General features: G+C 45.9%; 22 protein-coding genes and 5 tRNA genes. 6 read left to right on the top strand and 21 right to left on the bottom strand.

Going from position 1 to position 24,507, the window contains the following annotated elements:
- Positions 1–35 precede the first annotated feature (35 nt).
- Both Tfer_RS00130 and sigI read right to left on the bottom strand, forming a co-directional pair.
- Complete coding sequence (locus Tfer_RS00130) at positions 36–1,235, bottom strand: anti-sigma-I factor RsgI family protein (RefSeq protein ID WP_052216357.1); 1,200 nt, start codon at positions 1,233–1,235, stop codon at positions 36–38.
- 6 nt (positions 1,236–1,241) lie between these two features.
- On the bottom strand, positions 1,242–1,958 hold the full coding sequence (gene sigI, locus Tfer_RS00125) for an RNA polymerase sigma-I factor (RefSeq protein ID WP_052216356.1): 717 nt from the start codon (positions 1,956–1,958) through the stop codon (positions 1,242–1,244).
- A gap of 254 nt (positions 1,959–2,212) precedes the next feature.
- Between sigI and Tfer_RS00120 the strand changes: the two genes are divergently transcribed.
- Positions 2,213–3,499 (top strand): glycoside hydrolase family 18 protein, encoded by a 1,287-nt coding sequence (locus Tfer_RS00120; protein ID WP_052216355.1) that lies wholly within the window; start codon positions 2,213–2,215, stop codon positions 3,497–3,499.
- A 67-nt stretch (positions 3,500–3,566) separates the two neighbouring features.
- Here Tfer_RS00120 and Tfer_RS00115 read toward each other — a convergent pair.
- The 8 genes from Tfer_RS00115 to Tfer_RS00080 form a co-directional block, all read right to left on the bottom strand.
- Positions 3,567–3,641: transfer RNA gene (locus tag Tfer_RS00115), tRNA-Gly, on the bottom strand.
- A 101-nt stretch (positions 3,642–3,742) separates the two neighbouring features.
- Positions 3,743–3,818 (bottom strand) — tRNA-Phe (locus Tfer_RS00110).
- A gap of 9 nt (positions 3,819–3,827) precedes the next feature.
- Positions 3,828–3,905, bottom strand: a tRNA-Asp gene (locus Tfer_RS00105).
- 21 nt (positions 3,906–3,926) lie between these two features.
- A tRNA-Val gene (locus Tfer_RS00100) sits at positions 3,927–4,002 on the bottom strand.
- Between the two features lie 78 nt (positions 4,003–4,080).
- Entirely contained in the window at positions 4,081–4,317 is a 237-nt protein-coding gene (locus Tfer_RS00095) for a heavy-metal-associated domain-containing protein (protein WP_052216354.1), read from the bottom strand.
- A 105-nt stretch (positions 4,318–4,422) separates the two neighbouring features.
- Positions 4,423–5,298 carry an agmatinase gene (gene speB / locus Tfer_RS00090; protein ID WP_052216353.1) on the bottom strand — a complete coding sequence of 292 codons (876 nt, stop codon included), beginning with the start codon at positions 5,296–5,298 and terminating at the stop codon, positions 4,423–4,425.
- Between the two features lie 12 nt (positions 5,299–5,310).
- The gene (speE, locus tag Tfer_RS00085; protein WP_052216352.1) at positions 5,311–6,138 is read right to left on the bottom strand and encodes a polyamine aminopropyltransferase; all 828 of its coding nucleotides are present in this window, start codon (positions 6,136–6,138) and stop codon (positions 5,311–5,313) included.
- Between the two features lie 86 nt (positions 6,139–6,224).
- The gene (locus Tfer_RS00080) at positions 6,225–6,683 is read right to left on the bottom strand and encodes a pyruvoyl-dependent arginine decarboxylase (RefSeq protein WP_052216351.1); all 459 of its coding nucleotides are present in this window, start codon (positions 6,681–6,683) and stop codon (positions 6,225–6,227) included.
- Between the two features lie 208 nt (positions 6,684–6,891).
- Here Tfer_RS00080 and Tfer_RS00075 point away from each other — a divergent pair, with 208 nt between their 5' ends.
- Positions 6,892–7,941 carry a PRC-barrel domain-containing protein gene (locus Tfer_RS00075; protein WP_052216350.1) on the top strand — a complete coding sequence of 350 codons (1,050 nt, stop codon included), beginning with the start codon at positions 6,892–6,894 and terminating at the stop codon, positions 7,939–7,941.
- Here the strand turns inward: Tfer_RS00075 and Tfer_RS00070 are convergent.
- The 6 genes from Tfer_RS00070 to Tfer_RS00045 all read right to left on the bottom strand — a co-directional run bounded on the left by Tfer_RS00070 (position 7,938) and on the right by Tfer_RS00045 (position 12,104).
- Entirely contained in the window at positions 7,938–8,240 is a 303-nt protein-coding gene (locus tag Tfer_RS00070; RefSeq protein WP_013119937.1) for an EscU/YscU/HrcU family type III secretion system export apparatus switch protein, read from the bottom strand. The two genes, Tfer_RS00075 and Tfer_RS00070, sit on opposite strands and share 4 nt — an antisense overlap.
- Positions 8,241–8,250: 10 nt before the next feature.
- A complete protein-coding gene (fliK, locus tag Tfer_RS00065; protein WP_052216349.1) occupies positions 8,251–9,894 on the bottom strand; it encodes a flagellar hook-length control protein FliK in 1,644 nt (547 codons plus the stop codon).
- A 16-nt stretch (positions 9,895–9,910) separates the two neighbouring features.
- Positions 9,911–10,210, bottom strand: coding sequence for a hypothetical protein (locus Tfer_RS00060; RefSeq protein WP_052216348.1), 300 nt, complete (start codon positions 10,208–10,210; stop codon positions 9,911–9,913).
- Between the two features lie 90 nt (positions 10,211–10,300).
- A complete protein-coding gene (locus Tfer_RS00055; RefSeq protein ID WP_052216347.1) occupies positions 10,301–11,140 on the bottom strand; it encodes a L,D-transpeptidase family protein in 840 nt (279 codons plus the stop codon).
- Between the two features lie 67 nt (positions 11,141–11,207).
- Positions 11,208–11,804, bottom strand: coding sequence for a tetratricopeptide repeat protein (locus Tfer_RS00050; RefSeq protein WP_052216346.1), 597 nt, complete (start codon positions 11,802–11,804; stop codon positions 11,208–11,210).
- A gap of 223 nt (positions 11,805–12,027) precedes the next feature.
- Positions 12,028–12,104: transfer RNA gene (locus tag Tfer_RS00045), tRNA-Pro, on the bottom strand.
- A 135-nt stretch (positions 12,105–12,239) separates the two neighbouring features.
- Here Tfer_RS00045 and Tfer_RS00040 point away from each other — a divergent pair.
- Positions 12,240–13,454 carry a metal-dependent hydrolase family protein gene (locus tag Tfer_RS00040; protein WP_052216345.1) on the top strand — a complete coding sequence of 405 codons (1,215 nt, stop codon included), beginning with the start codon at positions 12,240–12,242 and terminating at the stop codon, positions 13,452–13,454.
- A gap of 4 nt (positions 13,455–13,458) precedes the next feature.
- Here the strand turns inward: Tfer_RS00040 and Tfer_RS00035 are convergent, their stop codons facing one another.
- Positions 13,459–16,383, bottom strand: coding sequence for a diguanylate cyclase (locus tag Tfer_RS00035; RefSeq protein ID WP_052216344.1), 2,925 nt, complete (start codon positions 16,381–16,383; stop codon positions 13,459–13,461).
- 125 nt (positions 16,384–16,508) lie between these two features.
- Positions 16,509–16,985, bottom strand: a complete 477-nt coding sequence (locus tag Tfer_RS00030; RefSeq protein ID WP_052216343.1) for a ferritin-like domain-containing protein — start codon at positions 16,983–16,985, stop codon at positions 16,509–16,511.
- 153 nt (positions 16,986–17,138) lie between these two features.
- On the opposite strand from Tfer_RS00030, the gene Tfer_RS00025 reads away from it, so the two are divergent.
- Positions 17,139–17,507, top strand: a complete 369-nt coding sequence (locus Tfer_RS00025) for a hypothetical protein (RefSeq protein ID WP_052216342.1) — start codon at positions 17,139–17,141, stop codon at positions 17,505–17,507.
- A gap of 23 nt (positions 17,508–17,530) precedes the next feature.
- Here the strand turns inward: Tfer_RS00025 and Tfer_RS00020 are convergent, their stop codons facing one another.
- Both Tfer_RS00020 and Tfer_RS00015 read right to left on the bottom strand, forming a co-directional pair.
- Positions 17,531–18,565, bottom strand: coding sequence for a NapC/NirT family cytochrome c (locus tag Tfer_RS00020; protein ID WP_052216341.1), 1,035 nt, complete (start codon positions 18,563–18,565; stop codon positions 17,531–17,533).
- A gap of 148 nt (positions 18,566–18,713) precedes the next feature.
- Positions 18,714–19,229 (bottom strand): hypothetical protein, encoded by a 516-nt coding sequence (locus Tfer_RS00015; protein ID WP_052216340.1) that lies wholly within the window; start codon positions 19,227–19,229, stop codon positions 18,714–18,716.
- A 459-nt stretch (positions 19,230–19,688) separates the two neighbouring features.
- Here Tfer_RS00015 and Tfer_RS00010 point away from each other — a divergent pair, with 459 nt between their 5' ends.
- A complete protein-coding gene (locus Tfer_RS00010; protein WP_052216339.1) occupies positions 19,689–20,948 on the top strand; it encodes an L-lactate MFS transporter in 1,260 nt (419 codons plus the stop codon).
- Between the two features lie 93 nt (positions 20,949–21,041).
- On the opposite strand, the gene Tfer_RS00005 is transcribed toward Tfer_RS00010, so the two are convergent.
- Positions 21,042–23,552: a PEP/pyruvate-binding domain-containing protein gene (locus tag Tfer_RS00005; RefSeq protein WP_052216338.1), complete on the bottom strand. Its 2,511-nt coding sequence runs from the start codon at positions 23,550–23,552 to the stop codon at positions 21,042–21,044.
- A 780-nt stretch (positions 23,553–24,332) separates the two neighbouring features.
- On the opposite strand from Tfer_RS00005, the gene Tfer_RS16410 reads away from it, so the two are divergent.
- Positions 24,333–24,488, top strand: coding sequence for a hypothetical protein (locus tag Tfer_RS16410; protein ID WP_160315502.1), 156 nt, complete (start codon positions 24,333–24,335; stop codon positions 24,486–24,488).
- Positions 24,489–24,507 lie beyond the last annotated feature (19 nt).

Below are 24,507 nucleotides of genomic sequence, written 5' to 3'. Positions count from 1 at the left end.
AAATCCTGATTTATGGGGGTAGGCCCCCTTTACCTTTATTCCCGGTCTCCGTCACTGTCTGAGCTATTTTCTTTTTGGTCATTATTGAACATATTATCGTCTTTTTTGTTATCGCCGTCCTTCTCGTCGGAACCCCGATATTTTTTATCACCGGGTTCCTGCTTATCCTTATTAAACTCTTCTTCTTTTTCATCCATCTTTTTCTTCTTTTCTTCCCGGTCTTCTATCCTCGCTTTTTGCTTTTCCTCATTATTTTTCGGTTCCTTTTCCTCCTTTTGCTCATCGTTTTTTACCTGCTCATCATCATGCCAGATTTTTATATCCGGATTTTGGGCCGGTTTCGCTATTTGTCCCGCTGGAATATTTATTCTTTCGCCTTCACCCTTTTTATCATCTTCTTTTTCTTCCTGATCTCTTTCATCATGTTCATTATCATCATTCTTTTTCCCGCCCCTATAATGTTTCAGGCCATTTTTATCCAACGCCCGTACATACCTGAAAAAACTCTTCGGGTCTATACCTGCCTGCTGCAGGGACCTGACCACAGACTTTTTCCTCAGCGTCTCCTTATCCAAGGCAATTCCTGCCTTTTGAGCTTTTTCGTAAACCAAATATTTATTTACCGTTAAACCGGCTTGCCTTGCCTTGATTTCTTGTTCCTTTGCTACATAAAATACCTCTATATCGTATGATTTCGCAGGCGCTGATAATCTGGCCGGGTCTACTTTGAAAAAGGACTTATTTAAGTCAACTACCGAAATCATAATAAGGTTCCGGTCAGTATTGAGATCCAGGTATCCCTGGTCAATAGCTTTATTTATAATGATGTTTACAGCATCGTAAAATTCTCTGTTTGTCAATTCCGTTCCCGCCAATAACAACTTGGCATCGTCATTGACTAAAGAAGCCTGCCGCACTCTGCCCTCCTTATCAACCAGCAGTTCAACGCTGGGATTAATATCCACCGCCACCATTGCCACAGGTTGAGCTGACGTATACATCCGCGAAACAAACAAGGAGGCCCCGATAAACAAAACCAGCCAAACTGCTGCCGCAAGGAACCTGGAAATAGGAAAGCCCCTTTTCAGCGGCCTGGCAGCAACAACCTTATCGGGAATGGGAATCCGTTCGCCCAAAGCAGGAATTGGGCTAGTCAGTGGCAGGTTACGAAATTTACCGTCTTCACACAATACAACCATTTGTTTATCTGTAATTTTCATGACTGTTCCGTACATTTTTCGTCACTCCCCTATTTCCGCAAATGAAATGGCATTTCGGATCCCCACAAACTCTTCGGAACCGAAAATTAAAATCAGGGCAATTAAATATTTACGGTTTCTCTCCAGAGTTTTGCGGCTCACCTCAACGTGCGGGAGCATTTCTTTAATCGGCAGCCGCTTATTTCTAAATAAGTGCTCCAGTAAAGCCGGGTAAGCAGAAAAACGTTTGGCAATCCGGATTAACTTAATTCTTGTATCCCGGTGGTCCGGACAGCATTCCTCAAGTTCAATTAAATCTATGCCGTATTCCTGCAGGGTTTTGTCAAACCTGTTCAATTCAGAGGCCAGTTCGGTAGCCGATTCGTCCAGCTTGTGGGCCGCAACGGCTGAGGCAACCTCTACCGCGGACAGCGCAAAATCAGCATTATCATCCAGGGACAGGCTTTCCATCTCTATTTTTTTTCTTTCCCTGCGAAACTCGTCTATCAACCGGCTGCGAATCAGCATAAAGGCATAGTTGTTAAAAGACTTGCCGTAGTGTTCATTATAGCGGTCAATAGCCTCGTTAAAAGCAATAAGACTGATGCTGGCCTCGTCATCATCCCACGTTATTTTTCTTTTGCATATATTGGATGCCGCCTGAAGAATAAAATTTTTATATTTGCTGATGAGCAGTTCGCGACTTTCCACATCTCCCTGTTGGGATTTTAGCAGTATATCCTTTACAGAATCATTCACCGGTGAATCACTTCCCCTGTGTATTACGTAGCCGGATAATCTTTTCTGAGGGTCTTGATGATATCAATTATTCGACATATTGGGCAATTTTCCCTTATCTTGCCAAAAAAAAGCCAAAAAAAAAGAACTTTTTAGAGTCCCTCGAGTTGGTTTTACTACAGCACTTTATTCCTTTTTTGTTTCATGCATTTTTTATCTTTTATTGTCGCGCTGAATATGATGAATAGTAGGAATTTGAAAGGGAGGTTTCTGCTTTGCGAATACATGTTGTCCGCCGCGGAGATACTTTGTATGCTCTGGCGCGAAACTACAGGGTAACCGTTGAGAGTATCATCAATACCAACGGACTACAGGATATTCCTTATCTTATTATCGGGCAGGCTCTGGTCATTCCGACCACTGAATTCATCTATGTAGTGCGGCCCGGTGATACCCTTTGGCTACTTAGCCGGAGATTCAACGTCCCAATAAACCGGATCGTTGAACTTAACCGGATTGTCAATCCAAATTTGATTTATCCCGGTATGAGGCTCAGAATCCCGGAAACAACCAAAACTTTTGGTACCATTGAAGTAAACGGATATATTGAACCTTCCAGTGCCGCCAGGGAAACCCGCACTATCGATGAAGTTGGCCGGTACCTGACCTACATAAGTCCCTTTAGCCATACAATCAATGAGGACGGGAGTCTGAACCCAATCAACGATTCCGTTATACTGACCGTGGCCGGGCAGTACAGGGTATCTCCACTGCTTGTTACTACCAATTTCAGGAATGGCAATTTTGACAGCAGCCTGGTCCACGGTTTATTCACCAGTGATAAGACGCAGGAAAACTATATTAAAAATGTCCTGGCGTTACTGAAAAATAAAGGTTATTACGGGCTGAATATTGATTTCGAACGGATTCCACCTGCAGACCGCCAGCTATATAATTCTTTCCTGGGAAAAGTTGTTGCCGCACTGCATGCAGAGAATTATCCTGTTTCCACAGCTCTGGCGCCAAAACCTTTTGACATCAAAACAGGTGAATGGCACGGCGCCCATGATTACAAGGCCCATGGAGAAATCGTCGACTTTGTGGTGTTAATGGCATATGAATGGGGCTGGGCAGGAGGACCACCTCTTGCCGTAGCGCCATTAAATGAAGTTAAGGCAGTATTGGACTATGCTGTTTCTGTAATACCGGCCAAAAAAATATTGCTGGGCGTCCCACTGTACGGATATAACTGGACCCTGCCGTATACGCCCGGCGGACCATGGGCGCCGAGAATCAGCCCCCACCAGGCTCTCAGACTGGCCGCCAGATACGGGGCGACTATACAATTTGATGAGGTTGCCCAATCACCATTCTTTAATTATAGGGATGAAAACGGTAATGAGCATGTAGTTTGGTTTGAAGATGCCAGGAGCGTGCAGGCAAAATACCGATTGGCCGCTGAATACGGGTTACGCGGCATAAGTTACTGGGTGCTGGGGCTGTATTTCCCGGAAAACTGGATTGTACTGGATAATATGTTTCAGATTGTGAAACATAGCTAAGCCAATATTTCCCGGTTTTTAAGGTAAAAAAAATACCCTTTGAGAAAGGGTATTTTGCTCATTATTATGGAGCGGAAGACGGGATTCGAACCCGCGACCCTCGCCTTGGCAAGGCGATGCTCTACCACTGAGCCACTTCCGCATATGGTGCTGCCGACAAAATATATATTAGCACTTTTAAAAAATAAAGTCAACCCTGAAAGCAATGAAATTTTTGGGTTGTTTTTTTTTCAGCCAATAAAATGGTGCCACGGGACGGAATCGAACCGCCGACACGAGGATTTTCAGTCCTCTGCTCTACCAACTGAGCTACCGTGGCACTTTTTAATGGCGGAGCAGACGGGACTCGAACCCGCGACCTCCGGCGTGACAGGCCGGCATCCTAGACCGACTAGACCACTGCTCCGCAAACTTATTATTAAATTTATGGTGGGCGATGACAGGATCGAACTGCCGACCCCCTGCTTGTAAGGCAGGTGCTCTCCCAGCTGAGCTAATCGCCCGAAGAATCACCGACAAAGATAAGTATACACAATGTCGGGTCAGAAGTCAAATGCAATTTTTGGCCTTTTAAAAATTTTTTAGGCTACATTATATCCCAAACCGGTAATAATCTCTGTTAATTTCGCCACATCAACCAGTCTGGTATCAAAACTGATTTTTAGCTGGTTAGCTTCTGCCAAATGTTCCAACCCGTTGATACCGGGCATATCGGCCAAAGCTTTTTCTATAGCGCTGACACAATGTCCGCAATTAACGCCCTGCACATGAATATGGTCTTCATGTTTTTTGGCATGGTTGGCACAACATTCACACATATCTCTGACCCCCTTTTCGGTTATAAGCTACCGTAACGAAAGGGCATAAGCAATTTACTTCCCTGTTTATATAGAGTAATTGATAAAGAGCACTTTGTCAATATTCTATTTCATATTTCGCGGTTTGGTGAAACCCAGAATAGCTTCCCGGATCAGTTTGGCTGCCAGTAACGATGTCCTCTCTGACTGGTCAAAAACCGGGGATACTTCTACAATATCAAAGCCAACTACATTTAAATCAGCCATCAGGTCAACGGCCTCTATGATTTCCTTGGAACTACAGCCGCCAGGTTCAGGTGTTCCGGTCCCCGGCGCAAAAGCCGGGTCAATCACATCAATATCCAGGGTTACATATACGGGCCTGTTGTGGAACTCTTCCATTGCCCCCTTGAGTGAGGCCACTACATCGTCCATGAAAAGGTTCGTGTTTTCCCTGGCATAAGCCAGCTCCTCCCTGGTACCGGAACGAATGCCAAATTGATAGAGGTTGTGTCCCCCAATCAATTCTGCCACCTTACGCATCACGGTGGCGTGGGACCAAACCTCACCCAGGTAATCGGCGCGCAAATCGGCATGGGCGTCAAAATGCAGTACCACTAAATCGGGGTATTTATTATAAACCTGTTTTACAATAGGATAGGATACCAGGTGTTCACCGCCTATCAAAATAGGGAACTTACCGTCTTTCAAAACACCTGCTACCACTTGTTCAATCCTGTCCAGGCTGCCCGGTACATTGCCGAAGGGAAGGTTGATGTCGCCCCAGTCAAAATAACTGTAATCAGCCAAATCCTTTGCACAGTAAAAGCTGAATTCCTCCAAACCGTAAGAGACATTGCGCACCGCCTGTGGCCCCATCCTAGTACCGGGCCGGAAACTGACGGTAAAATCCATAGGAATCCCGATTATCACCGTATTGGCCTCTTCATAGGTAGTGGCGCTGCCCATAAATCTTCCATAGTGCTCCACCAAGCCATGCATCCGTCTCACCGCCTATTTTAGCAAATCACTGACAAACCTGGGCAACTCAAAAGCTGCCCGGTGCAATCCCTTGGTATAATACCTGGTCTCAAAGGATAGCTCCTTATCCACAGCCGGGTTTAAGGGATCATATTTCTTGGAACCGAGGGTAAAAGACCAGAGACCGCTCGGGTAGGTTGGCACACTGGCCAGGTAAAGCCTGGCAATAGGAAATACATCGGCAATATCCTTAAACACCCGCGAAATCAGGCCGTTGTTAAAAAAGGGAGATTCCGTCTGCGCAACAAACAACCCGTCCTCTTTCAGGGCTTTGAATATAGACCGGTAAAACTCCTTGGCAAACAGCCCCACGGCCGGGCCAACGGGCTCCGTCGAATCCACCAGGATTACATCATAAGTATTGGGGTTGTCCTGAACATGCTTAATGCCATCGGCATATAAAACAGTTACTTTCTTATCCTTCAGACCGCAGCTGATTTCCGGCAGGTATTCCTGAGAAAGCTCCACTACCCGCCTGTCGATTTCGCACAGTACCGCTTCTTCCACCGAAGGGTGTTTGATTATCTCCCTGATGGTCCCACCGTCCCCTCCTCCGACGACCAATACTTTTTTGGGCTCGGGATGAGTCATCAAAGGTACATGGCTGATCATTTCATGGTAAACGAATTCGTCCTTGACAGTCGTCTGCACCATGCCATCGAGCACCAGCATGCGGCCAAACTGCAGGGTATCAATAATGGCCAAATCCTGAAACTCTGTTTTTTCCCGATGCAAGGTTTGCGAAGTTTTACAGGTTATCCCCACGTTTTCTGTCTGTTTTTCTGTATACCATAATTCCATCGAATTCAGCCTCCTTAATTATGTTAAGCATAAAAAAGGAGTTACCGTAATTCTGTAACTCCCCCGTCTACTTCCATCAAAGCAAATTAGTACCACATAGGAACAGCCGCCAGGGCGCAACCAATGTTAACTACAGTATGTTCAGCAGCAGCGATTTTTATTTCTTTCAGGGGCTTCTGACGAACTTCAAAAGCTTCTTTCACCATTTGTTCAATGGCTTTTTCAGCCTCCTCTTTAGTGCATTTACCGGAAAATTCCATAATCACGCCAAAATCGTCTTCGGATATACCGACACCTACGGCGGCCGCAATAGTTTCTCCCGGCACATCGCTCACGATTGAGCCGTAGGCTGTAGGAACCAGTGAACCGGGTGGGATAACTAAATCGGGATCGTATTCAGTATTTGGCGGTAAAATACTACTTACCCGGATAAGATTTATATTTCCGACCCTGGCCTTTAACAAGGCATTGTCAAAAGCAGTCAGTTTGGTTTTCCCTTCTGCGCCGGCTGCTGTAACAAAATATTTCTTTGGTGTTGGCAACATAGTATAAACCTCCTTATGTATAGTCCTCAAAAGAACATAAGAATATTATACCAAAAATCAAAAAAAAATAAATAAAAATTTTTTATCCGCTGTGATGGTGGAACAGTAGAATTTTTTTCAATTCTATACTAAAATCTGGCCCCCCGAAAAAGGATATCTGCTCATTTTTAGCAAAGTAAAAAGTGTATTTTACAAAGGAGGGATGTATATGAATGAAAATCCGGCAAAAAGAGTGATCCGGACCCAGGAAATAATCGGAAAGCAGGTAATTACCCTGCAAGGCGAGGACCTGGGTGCAGTGGCCCGGGTACTGGTAGACCCAGAAACAGCCATGGTAGCAGGGTTTACTTTAAACACCAAAGGCTGGTTCAAAGGCGAAAAAGCCTTTGCTTTTTCTTCTGTCAAGGCCATAGGGAATTATGCCATTACCCTTGAGAAAAAAGATTTGGTTGACAGTCTAAACAACTTGCCCTCTCTGGAAAAGTTGAGCAGCGATTTCAACATTTACAATACCAGGGTAATAACTCCCTCCGGCGAATTGCTGGGGACTGTAGAAGATTTCGGTTTTGACGCCGATTCCGGTAAAATCGAAAGCTTTCTGTTATCGGGCGGCGTAATCAGAAATCTTATGCAAGGTAAAGCCCTCATCCCCGTCTCAGCAATCACAAAAATAGGCCCTGATGTGATCATTGCGAAAAACAACGCCGGAGAATCCCTGCAAAAAGCCGATTCAGGAATTGTGGACAATATCGATAGTTGGAAAGAAAACTTGCAAGCATGGAAAGGCAATTTGGATAATCTCAAAGACGATGTGGAAAAGGGGTGGGAGGTAACCCTTTCTACCGCCAAAGAAGTCAGCAAAAAACTTGGAGAAAAAGTGCAAGAACTGAAGGAAGAAGGGACGGACAAATCCAGGGCGTTTTTCTCAAAAACCGCTTCAAAAACTACCACATTTTTGTCCGACAGTAAAAATGAACTGGTGAGTACCTATGAAGCATGGATGGAAAAACTACAGAATTTCAAAAACAGGAATAGACTTTCGACTGACGAATTATCCGCTCTTCTCTGGAAAAAGGTGGGGAAGGACATCCATGATAATAACGGCAACCTAATCATCGCCAAAGACGGCGAAGTAAGCCCCGAAGTTTTGGATAAGATCCAACAGGCCGGAAAAACCAAAGAACTGCTTTTGTCCATAGCCACCCGTGACGTAGCCGAAAAGCTGGAAACCCTGAGAAAAGACAGCGAGGAAATTTAATTCCTCGCTTCTTTGTCCAAATCCATGACAAACACCAGAATTTCAGCCACTACCCGGTATAACTCAGGCGGAATTTCTTCCCCCAACTGCAATACCCGCAAGGCATCGACCAGTACCGGATCTTCTTCAATAGGAATATTATATTCCTTTGCCAGCCGGACAATATTTTCCGCCACCAGCCCCTGACCCGTGGCCACCACCTGCGGCGCATCCTGTAAACCGGGCTTATATTCAAGGGCAACGGCTTTTTTTATGTGCCCGGAATTACCCCCGTTATTTTTTTCACTTGCACCCGCCATTTTTGTCCCCCTACACCCGCATGTCGATTTGATTAATCTTCAGCGGATCTTTATCGTTGCCAGTAAAGACTACACTTCGTTCCTTTTCTTGGGCTACTTCGGTAGAAAGAATTTTTGCCGTAAACCCTAGATCCTGTAAACGCTCTTTTAATAATCCAACTTTGGCATCAACGGTTTTTTTCACTTGTTCGTTTTCCACTATAAATCTGCCGGTTAATTCCCTCCCTGTTAACCTCACCCTGGCCCTGACCAGGCCCAGTTTAACCGTATTCAGGGAAACCGTTACCTGGCAGTTATTATAGTTGACCTTTCTTTTCGTCCCGTCTTTTTTAAATCTGATCAATACCTCATATGCCCCGGCAGGGTTATCAGGGTCAACCAAAGATTGCAGGAAAACAAAACTTTCCCGTCCTGTGTCAACTGTCCGGTTGACCTCCTGGTAGACACCAAACTTATCGACCAGGTCGGAAATCTTCGCTACCAGTTCCCTGGCCGCCTGGTGAGGTTCATCTTTCACGATGTCCAGGAACCGGTTTAAAAGGTCAGGCAGCTTGTCATTTTTGGTATCAGCAAAAATTTCCCTCCGGCGGTCCAAAAATTGATAAAGCTTTGTCATAAACTCTGTTTTGCTATGTATATCTCTGACCTGCACCAGTTTAATAAGCCGCGGCAGAATTTCTCTTGCCGGAAAAGCCTCGGTTTCCGCTTCCGAGCGGTTCGGTCCCTCCAAGACATTGCCTTTATGTACGTTTGTTTGTAATAACTGTTGTTCCGGCGCCGTTAGTTCCAGCGCCGCAACCGGTTTTTCCCGTGCACCGTTATACCTACCGACAGCGGGCTGCTCCGAACCATCCGGGGCGGCAATAATACTCCCTGATCCAAACAAATTCTGGGTTGCCGTATCTAACGCCCGGTCAGTTCCGCCCGCCAGATTTGCCCGGGCCAAAGCAATTTGCATAACTGTATTCCGGCCGCTTTCCCCGGGCTTTACAGTCAATTGGTTGAGCAGGTTAATGATCCTTTCAACGGTCTGCATTGCTTCGGGGTTCTTCAGTATTTCCGGGCCCGCGCTATCCTTTAAGGCTATCAGCATGTTTCTTAAATCAGCCAACTGCCTACCCAAACTATCAGGGCTATCGATAGAATTTTTTAAGGCCGACAAAATCTTATCTTCGATGGGCAAGCCCATTTTGTGCAGGAAAACCAACAGGTCCAAATCCTGTAAGGAGGCCTGTACTTTCTTGGCTCCCGCCAATACAGCCTCGACGTTTTCCCTGGTCACGGCCATACCCTGATGCAACATCGACAAAGCTATCTGTTTGGTATACGAAGATTCGGCGACGCCAGCCTTTTTCAAAAGCCTACCGATTAAATCATCGGCCTTCCAGTCGAGATTTTTCCCTTCCGCAAGAAGCTTCAGTTGAATTTTGCCATCCCGCTCGCCCTGGACCAGGCACTGCAACCTGGCCCCTGCCTTAACATTAGCTTCCAGCCGGGCCAAAAACAATTGACCCTGGTACCGGAGTAGCGCCTGATTTCCTGTCACCTGTTTCACAAATACATTAATAACATCTCCGGGCCTGAAGACTATTCCTGGTTCTCTGTCAACCGATTCGCCGAGATAGGATAATACTTGAAAGATTATTCCGTCCATAAGCTTCCCCCTTTGATTAAACATTCCAATGAGGTATTTTTTGGGGGTTGTACATCTCTTCTCCTTTTAAACACCTTAAATAATATATCAAGTCTTCTTCCTCCGGGTAAAATTGCCGCATTAAAGGGTCATCGTCGTGGAAGTGCTGCAGCGCCTGAATAACATCCTTTAAAATACGCTCGTGACCCGGTTCATATTCTATATTTGCCTCAACAAATATACCAAAGGCCCACCAACCAATATCAGCCGCAGAAATCTTCCTGGCCAGATATTTTTCAATACGGTCTATTACTTCGGTGCGGGTAAGACAAGCCAATGGGCCTCACCTCCCATGTTCAAATATTTAAATAAAACTTGGCAAAGTCCTGCTTTGGAAAAAATTATAACAAGCATATTTTAAAGGCGTTTAAGGGTAACGGAGCCCTAAAGCCTGGTCATAAGCTTTTTCCAACTCTTCGTATGTACGGGACCCTACAATGCCGTCAGGGACAAGGCCTCTAGCCCGCTGGAAGGCTATAACAGCGTTACGGGTGGTCGGCCCGAACTGGCCATCCAATTCTTCTTTATAATACCCTAAAGTCTGCAGCCGCTGTTGGACCTGAACTATGTCCGACCCGGGAGGAACCCCAATTTGCAGCAGACGTCCCGTAAATACCCTGCCGGTTATTTTGACAGGTGTTCCAATACCTACTATATCATATAACTTTATCACATCCTCGTTATACATTCTGATACAACCGTGGCTGGCCGCCGTTCCTATGGACGCCGGGTTGTCTGTGCCATGAATACCATATCCTCCCCAGGGAACGCTTATACGCATCCACCGAGCCCCGAAGGGCCCTCCCGGGTTCATAATTTTCTCAGTGATGACCCAGTCTCCAATAGGAGTGGGAGTACTTGGCTTGCCAACTGCAACGGGCCAAGTAGCCTGGTGAACCCCGTCTTTAAACAGGCTTAAACGGAATCTCTCTGTATCAATAAAAATTCTATACCCTTGTCCCGGCGCAGCGCTAACCGCCATGTCCGTTCCTAAAGCGCTCCAGGTATCCGGCCCGACCACACCGTCGGCCTTCAGCCCCCTTGATTTTTGAAAAGCCACCACTGCATTGGCCGTTGCCGGGTCAAAAACACCGTCAACACGGCCTTTGTAATATCCCAGGTCTACTAACCTTTCCTGAACTGCTTTGACATCAGGCCCCGACAAATAAGGAGTCATTAACCTTAAGAACCGACTACTAAACAGCAAAAGAAAACACCTCCTTCTTTCACCTATAATATGCAAGGAGGTGTTCAGGCGTGTTGAAAAAGCTCAGTTATAAGTTAAAGTTGCGCAACAGGGCAAAAAGCAGCCAACGCCACTCTTTCCTGCGCCTGTATTTTAACTGTTCTTTATATCCCTGAATTACTTGGTCAAAAATTCTCCTGGCCTTTTCTTTTTCCCCGGAAATCCTGTACAATTCCCCCGTTTCACAAAGGGTGTTTAATGAAGGGAACCAATCAACAGCTTTATCCAGCATCTGCAGGGCTTTTTCGTGGTTTCCCTCCCGCAGGTAACACTCAGCCAGCCTGGTATACGGCCTGCCATTAAACAAATGGAGGTCCAAGTACAAGGCTGTTTGCAGTTCTTTTTTGGCTGCTTCCAGCATGCCTGAGCGCAAATAGGCTTCTCCGAGGTAATAATGTATTTCCGGTTTCTCCCCTTTGGCCGGTAAATCAGTACGGTTGAAATGGGAGGGAACTTTATACTGTAAAGGTTTTAACTTAAACAGTTTGGAGCGGAAAGTAAAGAAAAAATTTATAAATTTTTTGTAATAGCGGTCAAGGAAATAATATACTATTGCCACACTTAGAAAAGAAACGGTCTCTTCAAGCAAAAAACAGCTTATACCAGACGCCCACCAATCGTCCATATCCATGCCCTCTTTTTAACATAGCTGCCCTTTTCGTTTTGTTTCTGTAGCAAAAAGTTTAAAAACCAAGTGAAAATTCTTCAATCCGTTCCTTATATATACTATGTTTAACTACATTTTACTACGAGTTGTCCAAGAAATTTGTCAAAACGTGTAAAACACAAAAAAACTTCTTTGGTGACACAAAGAAGTTTTATAATAAAATAAAGTTATTTTTTATTAATGGTCGGGATGACAGGATTTGAACCTGCGACCTCACGGTCCCGAACCGTGCGCTCTACCAAACTGAGCCACATCCCGATAAAACAACGGCAGAAACAAACTACGTAAGATATGATAACATAAAGGACTGCCCGTGTCAATTGCAACCGCTTCCAGATAAACAAAGTTATTTGTGCTATAATGATAATAACATAATTAAGCAGGAGACTAGCTATGAAAACGATAAAAATTAAGCCCGATAAGTATTACATCATCCATGCCGGCCAGGTTTGGGAAGGGGCCGGTAGCTCAGGTCTTTTACAAAACTGCACCGTAACAATTAAAAAGGGGCGGATCGAACAGGTCTCCACAGGCGGTTTAAAAACCGAAATTAACGATGCCCAGCATGATGCGCAGGTGATTCGCCTACCGGAAATTACACTGATGCCCGGTTTAATAGACTGCCATGTCCATTTGGCTTTCGATTCCCAAAACCTGCTGAAAACCATTGAAGAATGGACGACCAACCCAGCCGCTACGCGTTCCCGCATCAAACAATGGATGCAGGATTCCCTTTCCTCCGGCCTGGTAGCGCTGCGGGACGGAGGCGACCTGTATGGTTTTAGTCTTCAGACGAGAGAAGCGCAAAAAACAGGTCAACTTGAGGGGCCAAAAATACTATCGCCTGGCACAGCTCTTTATAAAAAAGGCAGGTATGGACATTTCCTGGGACCGGGAGTTGAAACCCTGGCTGATGCAAAAGATCAGATTGCAGCTTTGGCAGAGCAGAAAGTTGACCATATTAAAATTGTAGTTTCCGGCCTGGTCAGCTTTAAAGAATATGGCCTGGTAGGCAAGACCCAGTTTACCGCCGAGGAACTGCGTGCTATCGTGGATACAGCGCACCGGTACGGCCTCCCGGTGATGGCCCATGCCAGCTCCGATGAGGCAGTGTCAACAGCCATATCAGCCGGGGTAGATTCGGTAGAACACGGCTATTTTGTCAAAGATGATACACTAAAACAAATGGCCGAATCCCAAACCGCTTGGCTCCCTACCGTCGCGCCCCTGGGCAATCTTTTAACGGCAGGTCATATACCTTATCCCGGGGCCAACCTGGATGTTATCCGGCGTTCTTACGAAGGGCAACTGGAAGCCATTAACAAAGCTGTCAATTATGGCGTTCTTTTAGGCATAGGGACAGACGCGGGAGCGAACCAGGTCTACCATGGAAAATCATATCTTGATGAATTGAAATATTACCAAAAAGCAGGGTTATCCAACGAGGAGATCCTATTCGCCGCCACCTCTGCTTCCGCGAAGATCGTTGGTATGCATGAGGCGGGCCATCTGAAACCGGGAAAATTACCTTTATTTATAGGCGTTCGCGGCAACCCCTTGCAAAACTTGAACCAATTAAAAAATATCGAATTTATAGCGTATATATAAGGGGTTACGGGCGGTTTTGAGTAGCTCGGCCTTCTTCCTCAAGCAATTCAAGGAACAATTGTACAAGGGCAGGGTCGTACTGACATCCACTTTGTTTTTTCAGTTCCTCCACAGCCCACTCGAAAGTACGCGCCTTCCGGTAAGGACGGTTGGAGGTCATGGCGTCAAACCCGTCGGCAATAGCCAGAATCCTGGAACCTAACGGGATCTGTTCCCCTTTTAACCCTTCGGGATATCCTTTGCCATTAAACCATTCATGATGATAATAGATAATGTCCCTTATTTCCCGGAAACCTTTTATCGGCGAAAGGAGGTTGGCCCCGACAACCGGGTGCAGCTTAACAGTTTCCATTTCGTGCTCAGCCAACCAACCAGGCTTATTTAACACTTCCGGTTTGACATGAATTTTTCCCATGTCATGTAAATAACCGGCCAGTTTTAACTTAGAAACAGTTTCCTTACTTAAACCAAGCTTTTCCGCCATTAATGTGACATATCTGGCTACCTGCCGGCAATGTTCCCAGGTATAGCGGTCCCGCGAATCAAGCATTTGGATTAATAATTTTATGGTATCCAGCAAAGCCTTTTCTGAGGGGGTAAGCTGAGCCTCCAGCTCTTCAAACTCCGCCAAATAAGAACTCGTTTTGGCTTTCGTTGTCCTTTTAGTCAGGTACATGGCTTTATCTGCCACATCAATCAGTTCCTTGCTGTTGGAAGCGTCAAAGGGATAGGTGGCTATTCCCACCGAGGCCGTTACGTAAAAGACATTCACCGTTTCGGGGTCACTAAAAGGTTCGTTGGCGATATGCTTACTGATTCGTTCAGCTATCCGCGCAGCCTTTTTGGGGCCCGCATTAACCAAAATGACGGCAAATTCGTCTCCCCCGTAACGGGCAATAATATCATCGGACCGTACATTTTCCCTTAAGATTTGGGCCGTAGTCTTTAGTATCAGGTCGCCAACTGTGTGTCCGTATTTGTCGTTATAATACTTAAAATCGTCCAGGTCAACCATAATTAAAGATAATGGATCGCCCTTTTCCTCAGCTTTTACCAGTAGGCGTTCCAGGGTTGTCAGGAAATAGGTATGGTCATACATTCCTGTGAGCCCGTCGGTACAGGCCAATAGTTCTGTCCTCTCGTAAAGGTCGGCGTTTACCACCGCAATACCGATTTGGTTAGCCAAAGTGTGCAGGAATTCAAGGTCCTTGTCATCATAAAAATTTTCCTGTTTGCTATAAACGGCAATAATCCCTATTTTCTGTTTTTTTACGATGATGGGCGAAATGATGGCTGATTCGGCCCCAATATACTCTCTTAACAAAGGACAAAGATGAGGAAAGACAGATACATTTTTAATCAGCAGTTTCTTCTCCTGCTTCAGGGCCTGATATGCAAGAGTATTTTTTAAGTCAAAATCCTTGGGCAGCTCAGCAAGACCAAAATAACTTACTGTTTTAACAGTATCATTTTCCTGGTCATAAAGGAATAATATGCAGCCTTCAGCCTTCATCAGCCGGGCAACCATCTGCACTGCTTTATTGATGACAAACCCGAGCTTCAGGGAGGAGTTCAATAAATTGCCGAGTTCATGCACAATACTTAGCTCTTTATAGAGTTCCTGGTTCTTTTGGGCCGTTTCGGAAAGTTCCCGGCATAATTCCATGTTTTTCTGTGCTATCTGGGCAGCTTCGTTTAATTCATCCCCAAAGACCAGGCCCGATAAAGACATGTTGAAAAAGGACGCCACCCCTTCACCTGTCAGGCCGATCTCACCGTTGGAGCAGAATCCCGTAAAACAAAAAGGTTTATTGATGCTTTTGTAAATCTTCCGAATGGCCAACGGGATGAGTTCCCGCAAGGAATTGACCCTGTGTACCGATGAAAAAACCAAACCTGCCTTTGGGTTCATAATTTTACCGCGCAGGACAGCTTTACGAAGAAAGTCTTCCGCTGACTGGAGCAGCATTTCCGATGAAGGTTCCATTATATGCAGCACTGTACCTTCCTCTATAGTTGACAAGCACCTGATTCCGTGTTCCGGTGTTATCGCCATTCCCGGAACCAGGTAATAATATCCTGTAAAATCTTTTAAACCAAAGGGATAATTAAACAGGTAACTATCAACACTTCTTGTTAGTTCACCAAAATCAATACCCAAACAATCAGCAAAATAATCTGCTGCCGGCCGGCCATTTAATTCCAAAAGCTCCTGCCCGTTGCTTTTGGTAACAATCAGTTTCATTTCTTTAGGTAAATAATGGTGGACCGTAGCGATACCAAATTTCAGGTGTGTCTTTACGAAAACACCCACTATACAGTCTGTATATACCTTACCGTTACAGAAAAGGTAAGAGTTTTCCCACCCGGACTCAGCGCTTGCACACCCCCCTGCAATAGGGAGAGAACTCATAGTCCGCTTGCGGATGAGGTCAATAATTTCCTTGCCGTAAAAAGGCTTCCCTTGTTCCGGCCCCGGCATAAAAAACAGGGCAAAGGGCTTTTTGGTGAACTCGTTGAGGTCTGCATCCCCGCATATTTCATTGTAACTATTGAAGAATTCTGCTGCCTGAGCGCTGTTAATCATTTCACAGACAGCGGTAGTATAATCTGCCGACACTCTTTTTCCTAAACCCACTTTAATTTCCAGATGAGGAGAGGCCAACATGATTACAGTTACAGTGCCGCCAATTAGTTTGCCGCAGTATTCTCCGGCAGAAGAACAACCTACCATGGGCACATTGCCTGTAATATTCTGCACTCCCGCCAAAGCTCGCTCAAGTTCATGCCTGACAGAAGCAAAAACCACCACAAGGGTGGGTTTAAATTTGGTTATTTGGTTAACGGCTTTATCCGCTGCTTCCCTTCCGGCCTGATAGGAATCCCGCGAATTTGAGCTTGCACAGGCATATTCCAGATATTCAGCCATTAGCCTCACCTGATTTCCAAGTCTCACAGCATATGGAAAATATTTAATAGTTTTTTTCGCCGTTAAGCCAAAAAACTCCTTCTTAATGTTCAAAAATTTTTACTAAATGTTAAATATATTGTAATTTATTTCATTTCATCGACATAGTTCCGCAGGTCAACCAGGTGCAGTTTCTCTTCCTCTAGTAGTCTGCTGAGAACTTCTTTCACCTTAGGCGACCGGCTCTTGTTATACATTTCCTGGTAAAAAAGAATTGCGTCCTTTTCTGCCTGGATACCTACATGCAAAGCTTCTGCAGGAGTTTTAATCTGCTGTAAAACCGCTTCCTCCCTACCCTCAGGGAATACGGTAGAATGAATTATCGCCTTCAGGTATTCGACGGTTTTTACATCTTCCAGAGAACTTTCAGGTTCAAGAGAAGCAAAAAGCTGCCTAAATGTCCGGGCATGTTCCTTTTCTTCCTCAGCCAGTTTGTAAAATGCCAGCTTCACTTCTTCCCGATTAAACATTTCGGCAACTCCCGTGTAAAACCTTACTCCCCTTTCCTCAATATCAATCGCCATCTGGGCAATTTCTTTTTCTGTCAAAGTCTCTGTATTCACGTGTAAACTCCTCCAGTTAAGTGAAAAATGGTGGTGTGATTTTTAGTTTGCATCATTAAGCCTGTTTTTTATTCCTTAACAAAAATGTATAAAATCGACGGTTCGTTTAAAAACTAATATAAAGCCAATAAAAACCCGGGGGGAAACACATTGATGAAAGAGGACAATAAGCTGGTCTCGGAATGGGAAAAAATGGGGGCATCTACAGGCGCAATGTTGGGCCGCTTAATCGGATTAGCGGCAGAAACAGGGCTGCGTGCCCTGGACCAAATTGTTCTGACCCCCTTGGCTAAAACAAGAGATGAAGTTAATAAAGCAGCAGTTAAAAGCGGCTTGAGAACAGAACATGCCAGATCCGGAGCATGGTCGGAAATGGGCAGACAATACGGCGAAAAAATGGGTAATGCTATCGGCATTACCATGGATTCCGCTATCGAAGCCACTAAAACAAATGTGGTACGCCCTTTGGAGGAAACAGTAAATACAGCAACACAGGCTGACGAGCAGGAAAACAAAAAATAAACCGATAAGCCGGATGCTGGCGTTCATTCCTGCACCCGGCTTTTCGCTTTAAACCAATGGCAATCATTGCAGTTAACTTTATTCGGCCATCCGCCCTTTTGGGCATCTTCTTTGTTCAGGTTATGGCACACAAAACAATTTCCCGTTCCTTTATTTTTAGCCTCAGTACCGTGCCGGGCCATAAAACCCTCCTGCCGGTGGCTGGGCGGTTTTTTCGTTGTATGGCAGTTCATGCAGAAGGTATTAATTCTTATATAACCAAAAACCGTAGTCTGCAGCAAATCCACTTCTTTTTTCATGGTGTATACGTGACAAAGGTTGCAGGGTTTAAAGTCCTGCCGCGCCTGCTCACCATGCTTCGTCATCCAGTTGGCGGGCTTATGCGAATCAGGAATCGGCATACTGGAATGACAAACGGAACAGGTCGTCTCGACATTTCTTTTACCGTGGCAGTCCAAGCATATATCCATTTTGGGTGTAGTATACTTGTAATCCATTTGTTCCCTTGCTACATCCGGTGTCCATTCAGAAACGGTAAGCTTCCGGGTCATACCCCTTTCCATAATCCTACCGTGGGCCACTCCTTTATGGCAGGTAACGCAGGAAATTCCCTTTTCTTCATGTTTTTGGTGCGGAATTATAGTATCAGACGAAGCAGAAACAATCCTGTTGCTGGAATGACACTGTTTGCATACTTCATCAGGTATTTTATCGGCAACAACTGTTTGGGGCATATCCGTGGCCCGGTAAAAAAGAAACTCCTTGACCATTCTGGTCTGGTATTTCAACAGGTGAGCAAAACCAGGTTGTTTATGGCAGTCCCGGCATTGAAACTGGGCATGGTTGGACTCCCGCCAGGTAGCATATTCCGGAACCATGGCGTGGCAGCGAGCGCAAGCCTCAGCCTCATTGCCCACACTAACAGGAACAATAACGTATAGGTTAATCCCCAAAAAAATAAAAAACAGGCCAGCCAAGAACAAGACCAGGAACAACTTTCCCTTGTTCAGCCCCCGTTTCTTTCCATTATCTGTTGCAGGGACAGGAATTTGTACCATTGCTACCAACCCTTGCTTGTCATAATTAGATATATGCTGCTTCCTGTCCCCATTATATCATTCGCTCAATACCGCGTCATGTTCCATAGAGCATGTACTTTTTACCCTTGACAGCAACCGGGATTAAACTGCAGAACCGTTGGCCCGGTTAATGAGATAACCCGGGAATAAAGGTATAGAGGTAAGGCGAACTGTCAGCAATATAGTAGGCCTGCCGAATGGGATCGAATCCTTCCACCTGCCACGTATACCAATTGTTCAAACGTTCGCAAAAAGCCCCTAAATCACCGGAATCTTCCCTGATTGTCTGGCCTTCCTCAACTTCATTTTCGGTAAACAATATGGAAAATTCCTCCACCTTGTCAAAATTTAAAATATCATGTACCAGATTGAAAAAAGTGCTCCTTTCACCCAGCTTTGACCTAATCCTGATATCATGGTCAATATCACAAGCACAATGGGGTTCCTGCAAATCGTGTATTTCAAAAAACCGGTAATCGGGGAAACGGGCTTTTACCAATAAAGCGACTTTTTCCACTAAAGCCGGTAAACCTACGCCGCAGCCATAACCGTAATTAAGAGCCATTCTTTTTATGGAATTTTCCACTTCGGCAGCATTTGCTGCAGGTTCCGGCTTAACGCAGAATACTATGGAAATGCACACCTAATTTCCCTCCTAAGAACCAAAAACTATAATAATTTTGGTAATCCTCAATCTGTACAAACCGTAAGTCATCAACTGCATAAAAAAGTATAAAACAATTCCATAATAAAGACAAGAAACTAAAAGTTTTGTTTTTCTGATATGACTGAGCCCTTACTTTTAAGGGCTTTTATTCTTGGTTAAACGGTCGGGTGAACGGTTGAAATATTGATCCCTTTTTCCTGTTTCCGTTGGACTATCGAATTCGACCGTTCCCCTAGAGAGTGTGTCAATTCAAGGATTATTGCGTGCATTATCCCAACCCTGGTGGTAGTATGAAACTACAAGAAGCCGACAATCTTGATTTTCAATTTCCGAGAAAGGAGCTGGTAAAACGTACACACAAAGATATAACTGTTTTACGGATTTATTCTTCTTGTTCTATGATTACAAAAAATACGAATTAAAGGGGTGTTAAATATGACTGCTAATTCTAACAAGGGTTGGATTGTTACCCTTGCCGGTACAGGTATTAACCTGGCTTTGGGTGTTCTATATGCCTGGAGCGTTATTGCCAAACAATTAACGAAATCCTGGGGCTGGAGCGCATCAGACGCTTCCCTGCCATACGCTGTCGCCTGTGGTGTGTTTGCAGTCGTCATGGTTTTTGCCGGCCGGGCTCAGGATAAAGTTGGCCCGCGAATAGTTGCTGCATTAGGTGGCGCTTTAACAGGTATAGGCATGATTTTATCCAGTTTCGCAACGCAGAACAGCTTGTGGCTGATGGTTATAGGTTTTGGTGTGCTGGCCGGTACGGGAATCGGGCTCGGTTATGCCTCCGCTACACCGCCGGCAGTAAAATGGTTCCCACCGGCCAAGAAAGGTATGATTACAGGTATTGTTGTCAGTGGTTTCGGTTTGGCTTCCGTGTATATAGCACCCGTTACCAACAAACTGTTGGCCACCGTCGGTATTAACAAAACCTTTTTGACTCTGGGTATTGCCTTTTTCATCGTAACCGTACTCCTGGCCCAACTCCTGCAAGACCCGCCGGCCGGGTATGTTCCGGCAGGGATGCCGGCCCCATCGGCAACCGCCAAGACTGCTACCTCGAGGAAACACGATTACGACTGGCACGAGATGGTAAAAACTCCGCAGTTCTATCTGTTATGGTTAATGTATGCTTTTGCTTCCTTTGCCGGCTTGATGATTATCGGTCATCTGGCTAAAATCGCGGCCGCCCGGAATATTGATGTCGGATTTATCCTCGTTGCCGTATTGGCTATCGGCAACGCCAGCGGCCGTATTATTGCCGGTATGGTATCTGATAAGCTGGGCCGAACCCGAACCATGCTGCTGGTCTTCCTGTCCCAGGCTGCAGTCATGCTGCTCTTTGCTAAATTAAATACCATGGCGCTGTTAATTGCCGGAGCTGCCGCCGTTGGATTCAACTACGGCGCCAACTTATCCCTCTTCCCATCCACTACTGCCGATTTCTTCGGTACCAAGAACCTCGGCGTTAACTACGGACTGGTATTTACTGCCTGGGGCGTCGGTGGTGTGTTCGGTTCCATGGTGGCCGGGAAAATCGTTGACATAACAGGAACTTACAACATGGCCTTTATCGTGGCAGCCGTGCTGTGCGTAATGGCCGCAATACTCTCCTTCCTGACTAAAGCCCCTGCCCCTATCGTGGTAAACAATCCGAACTTCGCCAGCCTGCAGAATGAGAGTAAATAATCGTTTCCGGGGGCTGTCTTTTACGACAGCCCCCGATACATGTGCCCCGGATAGTTTATCAATAGGTAAGAAAGTGAGGAAAACATTGATGAACTATCTACCCCTGTATACGGTACCCCTGGTACCGTCCACAGTTACAATCTCACCTTCTTTAAGGATCTGGGTAGCGTTGCCTACACCCATCACTGCCGGAATACCGTATTCCCTGGCAATTATGGCAGCATGGGAAGCCGCTCCCCCTGAATCAACCACCAAACCGGCAATTACGGAAAACAGCGGCGTCCACGCAGGATTAGTATAGGGCGCAACTAAGACATCCCCTGGCTTGACCCTACCAAAATCTTTGGGGTCATCAATAATTCTTGCCGGGCCGGTAACGACCCCGGCGCTGGAGGCTACCCCACGCAAAGTGTCGCGCGTACTGTCTTCGACCATATTCCGGCATTTCCAGCGATGAAGACGTTTCTCCTGCTCAATCTTTCTTTTTTCAATCTTTTTATAAATCGACCTGGTATCTATTTCCTCTATACCATAGAAAATGGTGTTAACCAGTTCTTTAATTTCGAAATAGGTTAAATAGAAAATATCCCTTTTATCTTTTAATATACCCCGCACCACTAAACGTTCTCCGAGGGCCAGGTACAATATCCTGAAAACATGCATTCCCTTGGTAATGTGATAGTGGCTGTTCTCACGAAAAACAGCGAAATTCCGGCTGTGTTCAACCAGCCTGGCCACAAACTTTGGCATGCCGAGAAAACCGGCCAGACCCCGCGATAGCCTGCCGTAAACTTTTTCTTCCGCTGATTTAACCCGCTCCTCAAGGTTTTTCCGCCTGCGGTCGCTGCCGCCCACTAATTCGGCTGTAATACCCCTGATTATTCCTAACACTACTACCGGTGTATCCTGCCAGGTAGGGGAAGCAATACCGCCCAGGCCCATATCCGTTTCCCTTTCTCCGTATTCTTTGATAAACTTTTCGAATTCCTCCAGGAAAGCAGGACCTCCTTCCACGTGGGGCAGCAATTTCATAGCCTCTGCCAGGTTCGTTTCCATGAGCGTTTTGACTACAGCCGGTCTTGCCCGGGCAAACTCCGCCAGTTTATGCAGCTTTTCATTGATGTCCAGGGTAATGCACGGAATACCTGCCAGCAGGTTTTCCTTGATTTTCTGGGCTTCCCTGCCAAAATAGAACCGCAATATCCAATCCAGTACATTGCTGGGTATGCGGTTCCACATGAAATAATGGTACCTCATGACAATAAAGAAGTGCAAATGATTAAATGCCTCGGTCAGATAATCTATAATTATCTCCAACGGTAAACCGGAAATATCCCGGTTTTGCAGTCTTTCCAGCATTTCCAGCAGGTAAACCTGTTCTTTGGCCCATTCCGCCGCCGGATTCGTTTTCAGTATTTTAAACAGGCGCAGATAGCTGACCATACGTGTAATACCAGGCCTTATTTTAGGAGCAATAAAAAACTCGGGAAAAATACCCTGGTCAATTTTCTTCCAGTCTATATAGTCGATCTTATACCCGTGATTTTCCATAGCCTCAAAAAGGGCCATCATTAAAACCTTGACCACAACTCCGTCAATAGGGTGAACCGGGTTGGGGAAACGTTCCTCCACCCATTTCATAACTTCCCGCTGCATATAACCTAGTTTTTTCAGATTGATTTCCGGAAACACAAGAACTTCATCACCGAGGGTGGTAATGGAGCGGGTCTGCAAAAAGTAAAACTTGCCCTCATGAAAAGCCCATTCCACATCCTGGTAATCTTCGTAAAACCGTTCAATTTTTATCCCGTTTAAGGCCAATTCCCGGATATCAAAATCAGTCAATAACTGGATACCGGAAGGATTGTTGATAGTTTTGGACTTGATGTTACAGCTCACATCATTCTTTTCCACCACATAACTGTCACCCGTTACGGTTCCCGATACCAGGGCTTCGCCAAGGCCGGAAGCCGCTTCAATAAGAATTTCGTTTCTTATATTAGTTACCGGGTTAGCGGTAAACATGACACCCGCAACCTGGGCCGGGATCATTTCCTGTACTATCACAGCCATCCAGACCTCTGCATGGTTAAAACCTTTTTGGGTACGGTAGTGGATAGCCCTGGGCGTCCACAATGAAGCCCAGCATTTTTTTACCGCCTCCAGTACTTCTGGAAGACCTTTAACGTTAAGGAAGGTTTCCTGCTGACCGGCAAAGGAGGCATCGCTCAAATCTTCCGCTGTGGCCGACGAACGGACAGCCACTTTGAAATTATCTTTTCCGTGGGCAAGTTGGTAATAGGCTTTACTAAAGGCCTCTTCTATCTCGGGGAGCAATTTCAGGTTATCGAATAACCGCGCTATTCGCTCGCTGGCTTCATTAAGTCTATCCATGTTAAAAATATCGCAGTTATCCAGTATTTGCAGTAATTCCCTCTGCAGGCCCGTAGTTTCCATCTGTTTGCGATAAGCCAGCGAAGTTAATATAAATCCCGGTGGCACCCTTAATCCCCGGGCCAGGTCGCCCAGGTTGGCCCCCTTCCCGCCCACCAACGGCAGGTGTTCCTTTCGCGCCTCCAGTATGTCCATTACCAACTGCTCCATCCCATTCGCCTCCCCAGCGCTTACTTTTTATTCTACAGCCTGCAGGTACCGTGGTCACCTTTTTATTTTATCCCTTGCCTCCCACCGGTGTCAAACTTTTTCACGGCCAGAGTACAAAGCTCCTTCTTCCGTCGTCCTCCATCTGCCGCTGCACCAACGCCCTCGGGAAGCCGCTGTGCCGGTGAAACAACCGTTGTTTTGTGGATGCCGCTGTGAAACAACCGTTGCTCCGAGGCTACGGACGGAAACGATTTACCACAGAGAAGTCATTACTTGAAATGTTTTTTGGGGTTGCTCTGTGGTCCAGAAAATACCACAGAGAGCTCAGAGAACACAGAGAAAACACAGAGAAAAAATTGAACGAAAAAACCATTAAGAAACTAATCAAAATTTCATTGTTAGATAAGCTATATACCTTGCTTTTACCATTAATTCTCCGTATCCTCTGTGGATTCTGCGGTTTATATAATTACGTCCTCGGGATTGATGCGTCCGTGCCGGAAACAGTGATTTCAAGCCCTCACTGTCGTTAACACTGTCTACCCGCCCTCCGCCAAGTCGCAACTTATTGTTTCACCGGACAGCGGCTAGAGTGCTTCAGAAAAAATGTTTTACCGGGCAGCAGCTTTGTGTTTGAGAGAGAGTGGTCCACCGGGGCAGCGGCTCCTGCTTCTCTTTCTCCTCTTACTGCGGAAGGGTAGGCAGGGTTCTCCGCCTACCGTTTGGGAGCGACTGCGCCCGCAAAACCGCTGCCGGGCAGGCAGAGGAGTTCCCGCATGTTTGAAGATGGCGAAGGCCGCCGGGAAGCCCGGCGCTCAACGCAGGTTGAGTGACCGGACGGGAGGCGGCCCGGCTTTTAAGAAATGCTATATGAGCCATCGAGTTCGGGAACGCTGCCTGAACGGCAAGGGTTTGCAGCACCAAGCTCCCAGGTAGCGGAGACACCCTCCTACCC

Source organism: Thermincola ferriacetica (genome assembly GCF_001263415.1).
GTDB classification, from domain to species: Bacteria; Bacillota; Thermincolia; order Thermincolales; family Thermincolaceae; genus Thermincola; species Thermincola ferriacetica.
This window is presented reverse-complemented; position numbering and strand designations above follow the sequence as displayed.

Coding starts and splice junctions, on each gene's coding strand:
- Tfer_RS00130 (WP_052216357.1), bottom strand. CDS start 1,235: ATGTACGGAACAGTCATGAAAATTACAGATAAACAAATGGTTGTATTG.
- Tfer_RS00095 (WP_052216354.1), bottom strand. CDS start 4,317: ATGTGTGAATGTTGTGCCAACCATGCCAAAAAACATGAAGACCATATT.
- speB (WP_052216353.1), bottom strand. CDS start 5,298: ATGCATGGCTTGGTGGAGCACTATGGAAGATTTATGGGCAGCGCCACT.
- speE (WP_052216352.1), bottom strand. CDS start 6,138: ATGGAATTATGGTATACAGAAAAACAGACAGAAAACGTGGGGATAACC.
- Tfer_RS00080 (WP_052216351.1), bottom strand. CDS start 6,683: ATGTTGCCAACACCAAAGAAATATTTTGTTACAGCAGCCGGCGCAGAA.
- Tfer_RS00075 (WP_052216350.1), top strand. CDS start 6,892: ATGAATGAAAATCCGGCAAAAAGAGTGATCCGGACCCAGGAAATAATC.
- Tfer_RS00070 (WP_013119937.1), bottom strand. CDS start 8,240: ATGGCGGGTGCAAGTGAAAAAAATAACGGGGGTAATTCCGGGCACATA.
- fliK (WP_052216349.1), bottom strand. CDS start 9,894: ATGGACGGAATAATCTTTCAAGTATTATCCTATCTCGGCGAATCGGTT.
- Tfer_RS00050 (WP_052216346.1), bottom strand. CDS start 11,804: ATGGACGATTGGTGGGCGTCTGGTATAAGCTGTTTTTTGCTTGAAGAG.
- Tfer_RS00040 (WP_052216345.1), top strand. CDS start 12,240: ATGAAAACGATAAAAATTAAGCCCGATAAGTATTACATCATCCATGCC.
- Tfer_RS00035 (WP_052216344.1), bottom strand. CDS start 16,383: ATGGCTGAATATCTGGAATATGCCTGTGCAAGCTCAAATTCGCGGGAT.
- Tfer_RS00025 (WP_052216342.1), top strand. CDS start 17,139: ATGAAAGAGGACAATAAGCTGGTCTCGGAATGGGAAAAAATGGGGGCA.
- Tfer_RS00020 (WP_052216341.1), bottom strand. CDS start 18,565: ATGGTACAAATTCCTGTCCCTGCAACAGATAATGGAAAGAAACGGGGG.
- Tfer_RS00010 (WP_052216339.1), top strand. CDS start 19,689: ATGACTGCTAATTCTAACAAGGGTTGGATTGTTACCCTTGCCGGTACA.
- Tfer_RS00005 (WP_052216338.1), bottom strand. CDS start 23,552: ATGGAGCAGTTGGTAATGGACATACTGGAGGCGCGAAAGGAACACCTG.